Origin of the sequence: Brevundimonas sp. 374, from assembly GCF_900102995.1 — a bacterium.
GTDB lineage: Bacteria > Pseudomonadota > Alphaproteobacteria > Caulobacterales > Caulobacteraceae > Brevundimonas > Brevundimonas vesicularis_C.
The window spans coordinates 110,795-124,419 of sequence record NZ_FNKT01000003.1; the positions used below are offsets into that span (position 1 = coordinate 110,795).

12 protein-coding genes are annotated in these 13,625 nt (G+C 67.3%); 4 read left to right on the forward strand and 8 right to left on the reverse strand.

All coding sequences use genetic code 11. From position 1 onward, the window contains the following. Positions 1-80: 80 nt before the first annotated feature. Positions 81-2,945, reverse strand: coding sequence for a TonB-dependent receptor (locus tag BLR19_RS10795; protein ID WP_091750750.1), 2,865 nt, complete (start codon positions 2,943-2,945; stop codon positions 81-83). Positions 2,946-3,186: 241 nt separating this feature from the next. Here BLR19_RS10795 and BLR19_RS10800 point away from each other — a divergent pair, with 241 nt between their 5' ends. Next, the gene (locus tag BLR19_RS10800; protein ID WP_091750753.1) at positions 3,187-4,287 is read left to right on the forward strand and encodes a phytase; all 1,101 of its coding nucleotides are present in this window, start codon (positions 3,187-3,189) and stop codon (positions 4,285-4,287) included. A gap of 41 nt (positions 4,288-4,328) precedes the next feature. Here BLR19_RS10800 and BLR19_RS10805 read toward each other — a convergent pair whose 3' ends face one another. Next, positions 4,329-5,150, reverse strand: coding sequence for a hypothetical protein (locus tag BLR19_RS10805; RefSeq protein ID WP_091750756.1), 822 nt, complete (start codon positions 5,148-5,150; stop codon positions 4,329-4,331). 373 nt (positions 5,151-5,523) lie between these two features. Between BLR19_RS10805 and BLR19_RS10810 the strand changes: the two genes are divergently transcribed. Both BLR19_RS10810 and BLR19_RS10815 read left to right on the forward strand, forming a co-directional pair. After that, a complete protein-coding gene (locus BLR19_RS10810) occupies positions 5,524-6,213 on the forward strand; it encodes a response regulator (RefSeq protein WP_091750759.1) in 690 nt (229 codons plus the stop codon). Further along, positions 6,210-7,265 (forward strand): ATP-binding protein, encoded by a 1,056-nt coding sequence (locus tag BLR19_RS10815; RefSeq protein ID WP_091750762.1) that lies wholly within the window; start codon positions 6,210-6,212, stop codon positions 7,263-7,265. The genes BLR19_RS10810 and BLR19_RS10815 overlap by 4 nt, the downstream gene beginning before the upstream one ends. A gap of 77 nt (positions 7,266-7,342) precedes the next feature. Here the strand turns inward: BLR19_RS10815 and BLR19_RS10820 are convergent, their stop codons facing one another. From BLR19_RS10820 to BLR19_RS10840, 5 genes are all read right to left on the reverse strand, one after another. Further along, positions 7,343-7,615, reverse strand: coding sequence for an HPr family phosphocarrier protein (locus BLR19_RS10820; RefSeq protein WP_091750765.1), 273 nt, complete (start codon positions 7,613-7,615; stop codon positions 7,343-7,345). Then, positions 7,612-8,016: a PTS sugar transporter subunit IIA gene (locus BLR19_RS10825; RefSeq protein ID WP_017506133.1), complete on the reverse strand. Its 405-nt coding sequence runs from the start codon at positions 8,014-8,016 to the stop codon at positions 7,612-7,614. Before BLR19_RS10825 ends, BLR19_RS10820 begins: the two co-directional genes overlap by 4 nt. 120 nt (positions 8,017-8,136) lie before the next feature. Continuing rightward, positions 8,137-8,565 carry an HPr kinase/phosphorylase gene (locus tag BLR19_RS10830; protein ID WP_091750768.1) on the reverse strand — a complete coding sequence of 143 codons (429 nt, stop codon included), beginning with the start codon at positions 8,563-8,565 and terminating at the stop codon, positions 8,137-8,139. Continuing rightward, entirely contained in the window at positions 8,562-10,172 is a 1,611-nt protein-coding gene (locus BLR19_RS10835; protein ID WP_091750771.1) for an ATP-binding protein, read from the reverse strand. The genes BLR19_RS10830 and BLR19_RS10835 overlap by 4 nt, the downstream gene beginning before the upstream one ends. Beyond that, positions 10,141-10,845: a response regulator transcription factor gene (locus BLR19_RS10840; protein ID WP_039243953.1), complete on the reverse strand. Its 705-nt coding sequence runs from the start codon at positions 10,843-10,845 to the stop codon at positions 10,141-10,143. The genes BLR19_RS10835 and BLR19_RS10840 overlap by 32 nt, the downstream gene beginning before the upstream one ends. 255 nt (positions 10,846-11,100) lie before the next feature. Between BLR19_RS10840 and BLR19_RS10845 the strand changes: the two genes are divergently transcribed. After that, positions 11,101-12,819 carry a hypothetical protein gene (locus tag BLR19_RS10845; RefSeq protein ID WP_176758331.1) on the forward strand — a complete coding sequence of 573 codons (1,719 nt, stop codon included), beginning with the start codon at positions 11,101-11,103 and terminating at the stop codon, positions 12,817-12,819. A gap of 6 nt (positions 12,820-12,825) precedes the next feature. Here the strand turns inward: BLR19_RS10845 and BLR19_RS10850 are convergent, their stop codons facing one another. Further along, positions 12,826-13,203 carry a TFIIB-type zinc ribbon-containing protein gene (locus BLR19_RS10850; protein ID WP_091750776.1) on the reverse strand — a complete coding sequence of 126 codons (378 nt, stop codon included), beginning with the start codon at positions 13,201-13,203 and terminating at the stop codon, positions 12,826-12,828. Positions 13,204-13,625: the final 422 nt, after the last annotated feature.

The window sequence follows — 13,625 nt, forward strand, 5'->3', positions numbered from 1 at the left end:
GACCAATTGCAGAGGCGAAAACCATGAAAAAGGGCCGGACGTCGCCGCCCGGCCCCTTCGATCATGTCTGACCGGCGCGCTCAGAGCTTGAAGCGCACGCCCAGGAAGACGTTGTAGCCGAACTTCTCGTACTCGTAGGTCCGCTCCTTGACGCCGTAGTAGCGGACGCCCGCGCTGTCGGTCAGGTTCTTGGCCTCGCCGAACACTTCCACCCCATTGCCGAAGTCGTAGCTGGCGGTGAAGTCCAGCTGGCCGCGCCCCTCGACATAGAGGTCCTTGCCGGGATTGGTCGCGTCGATCGCCTCCAGGAAGTCGCTACGATGCGTGTAGGAGACGCGCGCGCTGAAGCCGTACCGTTCGTAGAACAGGGCGGCGTTATAGGTCTCGTCCGACTGACCCGGCAGCACGAAAGTGTCGCGACCGGCGAAGGCGCGGCTGGTTTTGATCTCCGCATCCGTCAGGGTGTAGTTGGCGAAGACGCCAAAGCCCGAGGCCCAACCCGGCAGGAAGTCGAACGTCTGCTGCCAGTTGAACTCGATCCCGGCCAGGTGTCCGTCACGCGCGTTGCGCGCCTCGGTGACCTGGGCGACCGTGGTCGTCGGCGTCACGTAAGGGACGCCATCGGTGACCAGGGTAAAGCGGTAGTTCGACAGGTCCTTGTAGAAGGCGTTGGCCGAAATCACTCCCAGCGGACGTAGATAGTATTCCAGCCCCGCATCGACGTTGTTCGACAGGGTCGGCTTCAGATCGGGATTGCCGCGCGTCACCGTCGTGCGGCCGCTGTCGGTGGTTTCCAGAACGCGAGGAACGATGTCGGTATAGTCCGGGCGCGAAATGGCGCGGGTCAGGGCGAAACGACCGACCAGCTGATCGCTGAAGCTGTGGCGCAGCGTCAGGTTCGGGAAGAAGTCGGTCTGGTCGCGATCGACCTTGACCAGGGTCTGGGCGCCCGACAGGGCTACGCTGGTCGCCGAGCCTTCGAAGTCGGTCTTCTCGACACGCAGGCCGACCAGCACATTGGTCGCGCCGATATCGAACCGGGCCTGGCCGTAACCCGCCAGAATGTCTTCCTGCGCGGTATAGTCGGCGGTGATCGATTGCGGAACGCGGCGCACGCCGGCGACCGGGTCGGGATTGGTCGAGCCCGCGCGGACGCGATCGAAATAGTCGGTCACCAGACCCGCATCGAACTTGAAGCCCAGATTGTAGTCGTAGTTCTGCGACGGACGATCGCTCAGCAGCGGGGCCAGGGCGCCGGAGCTGGCGGCCGCGCTCCGATCGCGGAACCGCTCTTCATCCGCCGCCACATCGCGGGTGCTGTATTTGGTGCCGAACTTCAGCTCGACCTCGCGGCCGCCGATGACGGTGGGCAGCGACAGATTGGTCTTGAACGCCACATCGTCCTGCTCGGTCGTGTTCGAGCGGAAGGTGTTTTCGCGGAAGCTGTAGTTGTTGGCGTTCAGATAGAAGCCGGTCGGCTCGCTGAAGGCCGAATAGGTCGGATGATAGTGGTCGGCCGTGTTGTACGACAGGGTCGTCGCGCTGGAGCGATAGACCAGCTCGTCGCGGTGCGGATAGGTCTGTTTGCTGTTGGCGAACGACAGGGCGCCGTCCCAGACCGCCCCATTGCCGAACGTCTGCTCGCCGCCCAGCACCAAGGTGGAGATGTCGTTCTCCTGGGTGCGGTGACGCAGCTGCTTGTAGATGCGGGCGTTGGTGAAGGTCGCGCTTGTGTCGGTCGAGCCCGGCTGCAGCGTGCCGTCGCTGTAGGTGAAGTTCAGCGTGTTGCGGAACTCGTCGTCGCGGAACTGGGCGTAGGAGCCCTTGATCCACAAACGGATCGCGTCGCTCGGCCGCCATTCAAGTGCGCCGGTCACGGCCTTGCGGGTCCTTTCAGTCTCGTAGTCCTTGAACAGGGTGTTCTCCAGACCCCAAATCTGGCCGCCGCCCTGCGCAGCGTTGCGGTTGATCAGAACCCAGCCGTTCTCGACGTTGTCCGGCCGGCGGTTGGTCTCGGAATAGCTGACCGACACCAGGGCGCCGAAGGTCTGATCCGGGCCGAAGACGTTGGACGCCGTGGCGCCCGCGCGCGTGTCAGAACCGCCGTAGTCGTTGTAGCTGCCGCCGGCATAGCCGCTAACGGCCAGGCGGCGCTTGTCGAAGGGCGAGCGGGTCTTGATGTCCACGGCGCCGGCGATGGAATCGGCGTCCTGGGCCGGCGTCAGGGTCTTGGACACCTCGACGCTGGAAACGATGTCCGACGGCAGGGTGTCCAGATCGACCGCGCGGGTCGTGGGCGACACGGCCGGAATGGCGACCCCGTCCACCGACACGGCGGTGAAGGCGGCCGGCGCGCCGCGCACATTGATGTAGCGCCCTTCGCCCTGGTCGCGCTGGATGGCGATGCCCTGAACGCGCTGCAGCGATTCCGCCACATTGGGGTCGGGGTAACGGCCGATGGCGTCGGCCGACAGGACGTTGACCGTGCCGTCGGCGTTCTTTTGCTGGTTCAGCGAACGGGCGACGCCGTCGGTGATGACGCCGGTCACGATGACATCGGCCACGTCGGTGGCGGCCATTCCTCCTGAAGACTGGGCGCCCAGGACGATGGCGACATTGGCGTCTTCGCCCGGCGTCGTGACGACCGTCTGGCTGGTCGAGGGCAGGCCCAGATAGTTGACCTCCAGCACCATGGCGCCGCTGGCGGTCGGCAGGGTGAACTCGCCCTGGGTGTTGGTCACGGCCCGCTGGCTGGTCCCGCGCACCAGAACCTCGGCGCCCGGCAGGGGCGCGCCGGCGGCGTTGGTCACCCGGCCGTAGATCACGTCGCCGGCGACCGCAGTTGAGGCCGAGGCTGCGGCGTCGACATCGGCATGGGCGGGCATGGCCAGCGGCGCCAGGATCATCGGCGCCAAGGCAGCGCTCATCAGCAGGTTCAGTTTCATGTCAGGTCCCCTTCGGCGAGCGACGTTTCGCTTCAGCCGATGGAGGGGCCGCTTAACCTTTTGCGGCGACGCGACAGCGACGATTCCACGACGCCTCGTTCGCGGTTTTCCGACAAAACGGCGACGCTTGATCCCTTGGCGGAACATCAGTCATCGAACCGGCGCCGAACCGTCACGCTCGCGCCGTTGACCCACGGGCGGCTTGCCGACAGGGACGCGTCCAGATCGTCCGGAGACCGACATGCGCCCATCCCTCGCCCGCTCGCTGACCGCCTGCGCCGCCCTGGCCCTGCTCGCCGCCTGCGCCTCGCACGAGGTCGATTATCAGGGCGAGGGCGCCGGCCTCGTCGGCCCCGGCGTCCCGGTTATGGCCGTGCTGGAAACCCCGTCGGTCGGCACGGCGGGTCAGGACGCCGCCGACGATCCCGCCGTCTGGGCCTCGGCAAATCCGGTCACGATCATGGGGCGCCAGACGCCCGGCTTCGTCGCTGGCACGGACAAGAAGTCCGGCCTCTACATCTACGGCTTCGATGGCCAGATCCTGCAGTTCCTGCCCGAGGGCCTGCTGAACAATGTCGATGTGGTCGAGGGCCTGTCGGTCGGCGGCCGTCCGCAGGTGGTGCTGGGCGCCAGCGACCGCACGCCGGGCAAGACGGGCATCTCTCTCTACACCTTCGATCCGGCCGGGACGGGCCAGAACGGCGTGCTCTATTGGGGCGCGGTCGCGACCGACGTGATCGAACCCTACGGCTTCTGCTTCGCCCGACGCGGCGCCGAGGTTCACGCCATCCTGGTCGGGCACGAGGGCGAGCTTCGCCAGTTCATCCTGGGCGTGGACGCCGCCGGCCGGCCCACGGCGCGCCTGGTCCGCACAGCCGAGATCGGGACCATCTCCGAAGGCTGCGCCGCCGACGAAGCCACCGACGCCCTCTATATCAACGAGGAGAACGTCGGCCTGTGGCGCTATGGCCTGACCCCGACCTCAGGCGCGACCCGTACCCTGATCCAGCCCATCGCCAAGGACATCCTGGACGCCGACGCCGAAGGCCTGACCACCATCACCGACGCCTCGGGCCGCTACCTGATCGCCTCCAGCCAAGGCGATTCCACCTTCCCCGTCTGGCGCATCGACGGCCCGGCTCCCGAATACAAGGGCCGGTTCAAGGTCGTCGACGGCGCCGTCGACGGCGTCACCGGCACCGACGGCCTGGCGGCCGCCAGCGGTCAAGTCGGCCCCTTCCCCGAGGGCCTTGTCATCATCCAGGACGACGTCAACGATATCGGCACCCAGAACTTCAAATACGTCGATTGGCGCGACATCCGACGGGCGCTGGGGCTGTAGCGGCCGCTCGGCGGCGGTCGCCCTCGATCACGTCTCTTTCATCAAGACCCTGCGGCGTTCAACGCCGTGCGGGTGCAGTCGGCCATGTCCCTGACGACGTGTCGGCCGATGCAGAACATGTCTTCGTAGCTGGGCTTGGCGGCGGCCAGACACTGAAACAGGTTCAGCTTGGACATCTGCAGGCAGAAGGTGGCGTTCGGATCCTGCAGGACACCATCGCTTCCATCGTCCTTCACGCTTTCGCCCAGCAGCGCCCGCGCGGCGACGGACAGGGACCGGGCCACCGCCGGTTTATAGGGAGCCGCCAGAGGCGACCTCGGGACCCGAGAGGGTTCGGCGTGGGCAGCCTTTAGAAGCGTCTCGCTCTCCACGTCCGACGCCAGCTGCATTGCGGCCGAGGCGGTCTTCGCACGCTCCAGCCGCCCCTGTCGGTCCGCGACGGGCTGGCCCGCCCATCGACGGCGCGGATCGGTACGCGCCTGGATCGTATAGGCATCCGCCTCCACCCGATCCGCTGCGGCCTCGATGGCTGCGGCGCCCTCCTCCATGACCTCGGCGATCAGCCCGGCCGCGGCGTCTGCGCCAGGCAGGGTCACGGCATAGGCGGGGTCGGCCGTCAGACGGTCCAGGATTTCGCGCCGCTGAGCGGGATCGGCCGCATAGGCCCGCACCCCCACAACGAAGTCCGGCGACTGCATCGCCAGCACCGCGCCATAGGCCACCAGACCCCGCGCCAACTGCTCGGCGTTGGAGGTCGCGCCGCGTTGCAACGCCGCCTGCACCGCCTCCGCATCGACGAAGCCGCCCTCGAATGCGGCGACGTCCCGCATGAAGACCAGATAGACCGACGCCGTCTGCGCCACACTGTCGTCCAGCTGAATCGCAGGTGGCGGCGGCGGGGGCGGCGCAGGCGGTTCGACCGGTTTGGCGCACCCCGCGATCAGCGCGATCAGGCTCGCGGCCGCCGCAACCCGCGCCCGATGCCTATCCCTGTGCTTCACAGCATCGCCAGGATGAACACGCCACAGGCGGCCAGCACGGCGACGTTTACGGCGGTCATGGCGGCGACGAAGATCTGGTGGGCGCTGAACTTCATTGGATCTCAAAGGCGGTTTCGGTTTGGGGCCGCTTCGCATGGGACCATGGGGCCTGGGTGTGGACTTGATGGAGAAATCGTGGAGACACCCCATCTGGTCTGGATCGCCGTCCATCGCTGGGCGATGTCGTGGAGACACCATGAGCGCCCTGGTCATCATCGCCGAAGACGAACCCGAGATCGCCGCCGTGCTTGACGCCTATCTCGTGCGCGAGGGGTTTCGCACCGTCCGCGCCATGGATGGCCAGATCGCGCTGGACCTGCACGCCGCCCTTCGGCCCGATCTGGTCCTGCTGGACGTACGCATGCCGCGCGTCGATGGCTGGGGCGTGCTGGGCGAACTGAGGCGTAGGGGCGAGACGCCCGTCATCATGCTCACCGCGCTGGATCAGGATATCGACAAGCTTCAGGCGTTGCGCATCGGCGCGGACGACTATGTCGTCAAACCGTTCAATCCGGTCGAGGTCGTGGCGCGCGCCCACGTCATATTGCGACGCAGCGGCGGCTCGGGCCAAGGCGGCGTGATCCGGCTGGGTCCGCTCGAGATCGATCTGGAGGCGCACATCGTCCAGTGGTGCGGGCTGGACAAGCCGCAGCGCCTGCCCCTGACCCTGACCGAGTTCCGCATGCTGGCCCACATGGCGCGCTATCCGATGCGGGTCTTTTCTCGCGCCGAGCTGGCCGACGCCTGCTTGAAAGGCGATGAAGTGCTCGATCGCACGGTGGATAGCCACCTCAGCAAGCTGCGGCTCAAGTTACGGAACGCAGGCGCCGACGGTGTCCTCGTCGGCGTTCGTGGCGTGGGTTATCGCCTCGAGGTCCTGACGTGAGGGCCGCCCGCGCGCTCGGCCGTCACATCGCCGTGCGGACGGCTCTGGTCATCCTGGCCGTCCTTGGACTTAGCGCCGCCGGCGCATTCGCCCTGTACGGCTGGGTCTTCGAGAATTACCCCGATGCGGTGGCCTCGCCCCAAGCCTGGCGACCGCAGTCGGTGGATTATGTCGCTCTGGCGTCAGCCGCCGTCGTGGCCCTGATCGGCGCGACCGTGGCCGGGCTGCAGTTGGCCCGACGCATTGTCATGCCTCTCACCTCCTTGTCCGGCGCCGCGCGTGCGATCGCCGACGGCGACCTGTCCGCGCGCGCCATGGCTGGCGATCGGTCTTTTTCGGAGACCGCCGACCTGGTGGACGACTTCAACCTGATGGCTGCGCGGCTTGAGACGCTCGCCGCCGACATGACGACGTGGAACGCCTCGATCGCGCACGAACTGCGAACGCCCGTCACGATCGTGAAAGGCCGTCTGCAAGCGGCCGCCGATGGCGTTCTACCGCTGGACCGCGAGATGATCCTGACCCTGCTCAAGCCAGTCGACGCCCTGGGCCGCCTGATCGAGGATTTGCGCGTCGTCAGTCTGGCCGATAGCGGTCGTTTGCAACTGCGCCTGACACCCCAGGACCTGGCTCAGCGATTGAACGATGTCCGCGCCCTCATCGGCGCGGAAGCCGAGGCGGAGGGCTATCCGATCACCTGGACGACGCCGGCCACTATGGTCGTTTGCGACGGCGACCGCATTCAGCAGGCTGTCTTGGCTCTGCTCGACAACGTGCGCCGCCACGCCGATCCCGGCCCTGTCTCGGTCAGCTTGACGGCCGATGAACGCTTCGCCGTCATCGCCGTGGAGGACAGCGGTCCGGGCCTGCCCGACGCCATGACCCGATCCGTTTTCACCGCCTTCAAACACGGTTCGGGCGAAAATGGCGGGACCGGCCTGGGCTTGGCCGCGGTCCGCGCAATCGCCGAGGCCCACGGCGGATCGGCCCGTTACTTGACCGGCGCTCGGCTGGGATCCCGGATCGAGATCCGTATCCCCGCCGTCTCGTAGGTGCGTTCTCAAATCACCCGCGCAGCGATGGACCTCTCAAAAATCGAAGCGGTTCCAGATCCGGGGCTGACGACGCCCTACTGATCCTCGTCGAACTTGCGCGCGACCAGGTCGGTCAGAGCCTCCATCGCCTCTTCGGCGTCCGGGCCTTCGGCGGAGACGTCGATGCTGCAGCCGATGCCGGCGCCCAGCATCAGCAGGCCCATGATCGAGCGGGCGTCCACCGTCACGCCGTCGCGGGTGACGTGGATCTCGCTTTCGAAGCTGGAGGCCAGTTTGACGAACTTGGCCGAGGCGCGGGCGTGCAGGCCGCGCGTGTTGCAGATGCTCAGGGTCGCGGTGACGGTCATTTTTCGCCTGCGAGCACCCAGGACGCGACGGAGATGTATTTGCGCCCGGCGTCCTGCGCATGGGCCACGCAGGATTCCAGCGTCTCGCGCCCGCGCACGCTTGCCAATTTGATCAGCATGGGCAGGTTCAGCCCGGCGATGACCTCGGCGCGCGTCTGTTCCATGACAGAGATGGCCAGATTCGACGGCGTGCCGCCGAACATGTCGGTCAGCAGGATGACCCCTTCGCCGTCGTCCACGGCCGCGGCCGCATCGACGATGTCGCGACGTCGACGCTCCATGTCGTCGTCGGGCCCGATGCAGATGGCCGCGACGCCGCGCTGCGGGCCGACCACATGCTCCATGGCGGAGAGAAACTCGGACGCCAACCCACCGTGGGTGACGATCACCAGACCGATCATGAGGACTTCACTCGCATCCCGCCCCGAACCGTCCCAGGCATTCCCCCGCCCGGCAAGGGAGGCCGGACGCCGCCCTCTATGGACCGCAAGGGGCGTGTCATAGACCCGTCTTTCGGGGTTTCAAAGCGTCTCCAACGCCGCTGCGACCACATCGACGGCCGAGGCGGGTCGCGGATCCAGCTCAAGGAGGGGCAGATTGATGCCCGCGAAAGCCCGTGTCTGCGGCTCCGGAAGCCGTTCGACCCCTTCCGCCACACACGCCACGACCAGCGCCACACGACAGACCGGGCGTGTTCTGGCGGCCACGATTCCCAGGCCGCGCACCTCGATCCGACCGGCGATGGAGGCCGGCGCCGACGCATGAAGCGCCCCATCCGAGGCCCAGACCTGCGTGTAGTCGTCGCTGACCAGGCGCCAGCCGCGCCCGATCAGCCGCAGCGCCAGATCGCTCTTGCCCGCGCCCGACGCCCCCAGGACCATCACCCCCCGCCAGGCCCCGCGACGGCGCACCGCGACGGTGGTGGCGTGGATCGGCTGGCCAGCGCTCACGACCAGCGGCCGACCGCCGGGAAGACGATCTCGAACCGCGCCCCGCCTTCGGCCTTGTTTTCGGCGTGGACGCGACCGCCATGCGCCTCGACGATCTGACGCACGATGGACAGGCCCAGGCCCGAGTTGGAGCCGAACACCGCCCCCTTGGGCCGCGAGGTGTAGAACCGCTCGAACACCGTCTCCAGATTCTCGGCCGGAATGCCCGGCCCCTGGTCCTCGACCCGGACCCGGATCGGCAGATCGTCCCCGATGTCCTCCAGCGTCACCCGCACCACGCCGCCTGGGGGGCTGAACGAGCGGGCGTTGTCGATCAGGTTGCGGAACACCTGCCCCAGCGGCCCGTCGCGCCCCATGACCCGCAGGGCCTGTTCGGGCGCCGTGAGCACGACCGGAATGTCGCCCGGCTTGGCCGTCGTCTCATAGACGCCGACGATATCGACCAACAGCCGGTTTAGGTCGACCGGCCGCGGCCGATCGCGCGACAGCTCCGCATCCAGCCGCGAGGCGTTGGAGATGTCGGTGATCAGCCGGTCCAGCCGACGCACGTCCTGCTGCAACAGCGCCGTCAGCTTCTCACGGTGCGCATCGGTCTTGACCAGCGGCAGGGTCTCCAGCGCCGACCGGATCGAGGTCAGGGGGTTCTTGATCTCGTGCGACACATCGGCCGCGAACCGTTCGATGGCGTCCATCCGCGTCGACAGGGTGTCGGTCATGGACTCCAAGGATCGCGCCAGATCGCCGATCTCATCCTTGCGATCCTCGAGGTCCGGCAAGGAGATGGCCCGCGCGCGTTGCAGCTTCACCTGATCCGCCGCCGCCGACAGCCGCATGATCGGCCGCGCCACGAACAGATGCAGCAGCAGCGATCCCAAGAGATTGACCCCCAGCGCCACCAGGGCGAACGGGAACAGCGCCTGCCGCTGAGCGCCCAGGATTTCGTCCACGTCCCCGGATTCGACGGTCAGCACGCCCAGCACCTGACGCACATGGCGCACCGGAATGGAGACGGAGACGACGCGGTCGCCGGATTCGTTGCGGCGCAGGGTCGATTGGGGCGAGCCGTCCAGCGCCGCCGCCACCTCAGCCGCCAGTTCGCTGTCGGCGCGGGCGACCCGGCGCTCGGACAACAGGTTGGCCTTGGCGGTGTCCTCGGTCGCCGCCCCCGCCGGCTGCGCGTCGGGCAGGGGCCGCCCGCCGATGGCCTCGGTCACCTGATAGCTATCGACCAGCAACAGGCCGTTCCCGTCAAACAGCCGCACCCGCTGGCCCGCCGGGATGAACCGGTCGGTCAGCCAGATTGACGCACGAACATAGTCTAGTTCGGGCGTCGGTTCGCCCCGCGTGACGCCTTCTTCGCGCAACACATTGGCCAGCAGCTCGGCCTGGACCGTCAGCGATTCCTGACGCGCCTCGATCAGGCCCGGACGCCATTCATTGATCGCCAGCGCCCCGCCGAACAGGATCAGCAGGCTGAGCAGATTGAGCACCAGGATGAAGCCGCCCAGCCGCGAGCCGCCGAAGCGGAACAACGGCCGGCGCTGGGGCTCCTCGTCGGGCTCGCGCCCGCCCGGTTCAGCTCTCGCGGTAGCGGTAGCCGACGCCATACAGGGTCTCGATCGCGTCGAACTCATTGTCCACGGCGCGGAACTTCTTGCGCATCCGCTTCACGTGGCTGTCGATGGTGCGGTCGTCGACATAGACCTGGTCGTCGTAAGCGGCGTCCATCAGGTTATCGCGGCTCTTCACGAAGCCGGGACGCTGGGCCAGGGCCTGCAGTAGCAGGAACTCGGTCACCGTCAGCTTGACGGGCTTGCCGTCCCAGGTCGACTCGTGGCGCGCCGGGTCCATCGACAGCTTGCCGCGCTTGATCGCCCGGCCCGAGACTTCGGCCGCCGATTCCGGTTCGCCGCCGTCGGCGCCCGTGCGGCGCAGCAGCGCCTTGACCCGCTCGATCAGCAGACGCTGGCTGAAGGGTTTGTGGATATAGTCGTCGGCGCCCAGGTTGAAGCCCAGGATCTCGTCGATCTCCTCGTCCTTGGACGTCAGCATGATGACCGGGATTTGCGAGGTCTGGCGCAGGCGACGCAGCACCTCCATCCCGTCCATGCGCGGCATCTTCACGTCCAGGATCGCCAGATCGGGCGGCGAGGATTCCAGCGCGGCCAGGCCCGAGGCCCCGTCGTGATAGGCGGTAATCTTGTGGCCATGGCTTTCCAGCGCCAGCGAAACGGACGCCACGATGTTCTCGTCGTCATCGACCAGAGTGATGTTGGCCAAGGGTGTCTTCTCCTGAACTTTACGTTCCCGCGAGCAAGAACGCACAGCAAGCGTAACCGTTCGATCTCGGTCACATTAGGGCTAAGGCGTTTCGGCTCGAATGAAAATCGCCTGCAACCCGAAAGCGGTTCGGTGACAGCCAGATGGTCACGGCGGCGCCTCTTTTCAACGCGCACGCGCCGTCCTTCCGGCGCGCCAAAAAACATTCCGGCTTCGAAAACCTCGCCTTAAAGGCTTGGGATGCAGGATCGGCCCATGGCGGGTCCGATCCATTACGAAGTCTATGTCCGCAAGAGCGCCCCGTCGTCGTGGACGCTGCTGATCGCGACCGAAGACCGCAAACACGCCATCGAGACCGCCGAGGAGCAGCTTCGGGATCGTCTCGCCATCGCCTCGCGCGTGACCAAGGAGACGCTGGACCCCGAGACGATGGAATTCAGCTCCCTGACCATCCTGACGCTGGGCGCGCCGGAGGAGCGAAAGAAGAAGGTCGTCGACAAGGCGGTCCCGCCGGCCTGCAGCAGTCCGGCCGAACTCTATTCGCCCCATGCCCGCGCCCTGATCGGCCGGGTGCTGGAGGACTGGCTGAAACGCGAGGGCGTGACCGCCTTCGAACTGCTGCATCGGCCGGACGTGGCCGAACGGCTGGAGGCGGCTGGGGTCGAGCTCCAGCACGCCATTCAGAAGGTCGCGGTCCCCGAAAGCCAGGCCACGGGCCAGGAGGTGCACAGCGTCGTGCGCCACTATCAAAAGCTCACCGAACAGGCGATGGCCCGGCTGCGCAAGGCCGGACGCGACGGCCTGTTCCCCGCGCTGGACGACCGCTCCATCGCCGATCTGGCGCATCGGTTGACCGGCGCGCCGGATCGGGCGCTGCGCATGGGCGGCGTCGTCGCCGGCGCGCTGAAGGATCGGCGCGGCGCCCGCGATCGCCTGACCGTGCTGATGGATTTGATGGACGCTGCGCCCGCCGACGGCCCGCCGCGCGCCCTGGTCGTGGTGGTGGTCGAGCAGATCGTCGCCGAAATGCTGGCCGTGCGCACCAACCTGACCGAAATCCTGGGCCCGTCTTTGGACCAGGGCGCTAACTTGGCGGCCATCGTCCGCATGGTCGCGCCGGAGGAGATGGACGCCCTGTTGCGGATGGACCCGCGCCTCGCCCTGATGATGCCCCAGGTCGAGGGACCGGCCGCGCGCCTGGGCCTGCACCTGGCCTCGGGCGAGTTTCCACTTTTGGCCGCGTCCCTGGCCCGTCTCGTCACCCGCGAACTGACCAGCCAGCGCCGCCTTCGCCCCCATGATCCGGTCGGAGAGATCGACATCCTGCGTCTGCTGGCCATGGCCCTGACCGCCTCGGCCGGTCGTCTGCTGACGCTGGAAGAGGTCCAGATCGCCTTCGTCGAACGCTCCAAGAGCCTGGTCACGGCCGATTTCGTCGGCGCCTACGTCAACCCCTGCCCCACGGTTCTGGCCGAGGCCGAGCAGCTGACCCGCCTGTGCGAGAACGTCACCGGCGGGGCCAATAAGCGCGCCGCCGCGCGCTGGCTCAGCGCCTGTATCGGCTCGCTTCGTTTCGAAACCGAGATCCGTCAATCCGTCCCGGGCGGCCCCAGCGCCTCGCACAAGCTGGCCACGCTGGCCCGGCTTCAACGCTCGGTTCAGGCCGCGCATCTGGCCGATCACGACCAGACCCAGATCATGGACGCCATCGGCGCGGTCGGCGCCAATCTGGAGGCCGACGCCCATCTGATCGCCCAGATCGTCCGCGCCCAGGCGGCTGCGCCTCAAAAGCTGACGGCCCTGCTGAAACTGGCCACCGGTGAAGCCGGCCCGCTGGGCCCCGTGGCAGACCGCGCCCGCGCCGAGGCCATCAAGCTGCTGCGTTCGCCCGACGTCCGCACCGCCCTGACCGCCGCGCCGCAAAACGTCGCGGCGTTGAGAGGCCTCATGCAGCAGGCGGGTCTGGCGGCCTAGCCGACCTCAGTCGAAGATGTCGAAGATGCTGTCGCGCTTCTTTTTCTTGTAGCGATAGTCGTCGTCGCGATGCCGGTCGTCGCGATATTTGTCGCTCTGGTAGCCTCGATCGTCGCCGCGATACGGCTGTGACGCCCCGCCGCCCCATGGTTGGGCTGGGGGCTGGGCATAGGGCTGAGGCTGCGGCGACGGCGCATAGGCCTGCGGCGCGGGCACGACCGGGGCTGTGGCGCGACCCTCCTCGACGGCGGCGGCCATCAGCTTTTCCAGCTCGCCGCGATCCAGCCAGACGCCCCGGCAGTCGGGGCACATGTCAAACTGGACGCCGTTGCGCTCCAGCGTCTGCATGGCGGCGTTGTCGTTGGGGCACATCAGAAGGGGCATGTCGGGCTCCGATCGAAAAAGAATGGGCGGTCGATGCGACAGGCCAGGAGGGGAAAGCTTCGCCGCATCGACACGCCCTTGCGGTCCGACATCGCGTCGCACGATCTGGCGCAAGGAAGGGGGACGCCAGACCGCGAGAACGCCAGAGGGGCCCGTTCCGCCTCTTCAAGCTAGGCGCCGTCGCAGCCCGCCGCCATGCGTCGCGGGGCCGCAGGGGGCTTCGGCCGTCCCCGCCATCCTATTAGCGACGACGATTGCGAGATTTTACCACGGCTTACGACTGACCAGCGACCACTCGCCTTTCATGGCCCTGCACCGGGTTAGAATGGCGACCCGGTCTTTGACATCTTCGCGTCCCGCCAGAACGCGCGCCGAAATAGACAGATTAGACGAATTAGACGGTGTTTTTGTCAGCGGACCCG

Bases quoted from the DNA above. Each gene is read 5' to 3' on its own strand.
- BLR19_RS10795 (WP_091750750.1), bottom strand. From the start codon at position 2,945: ATGAAACTGAACCTGCTGATGAGCGCTGCCTTGGCGCCGATGATCCTG.
- BLR19_RS10800 (WP_091750753.1), top strand. From the start codon at position 3,187: ATGCGCCCATCCCTCGCCCGCTCGCTGACCGCCTGCGCCGCCCTGGCC.
- BLR19_RS10810 (WP_091750759.1), top strand. From the start codon at position 5,524: ATGAGCGCCCTGGTCATCATCGCCGAAGACGAACCCGAGATCGCCGCC.
- BLR19_RS10820 (WP_091750765.1), bottom strand. From the start codon at position 7,615: ATGACCGTCACCGCGACCCTGAGCATCTGCAACACGCGCGGCCTGCAC.
- BLR19_RS10825 (WP_017506133.1), bottom strand. From the start codon at position 8,016: ATGATCGGTCTGGTGATCGTCACCCACGGTGGGTTGGCGTCCGAGTTT.
- BLR19_RS10835 (WP_091750771.1), bottom strand. From the start codon at position 10,172: ATGGCGTCGGCTACCGCTACCGCGAGAGCTGAACCGGGCGGGCGCGAG.
- BLR19_RS10845 (WP_176758331.1), top strand. From the start codon at position 11,101: ATGGCGGGTCCGATCCATTACGAAGTCTATGTCCGCAAGAGCGCCCCG.
- BLR19_RS10850 (WP_091750776.1), bottom strand. From the start codon at position 13,203: ATGCCCCTTCTGATGTGCCCCAACGACAACGCCGCCATGCAGACGCTG.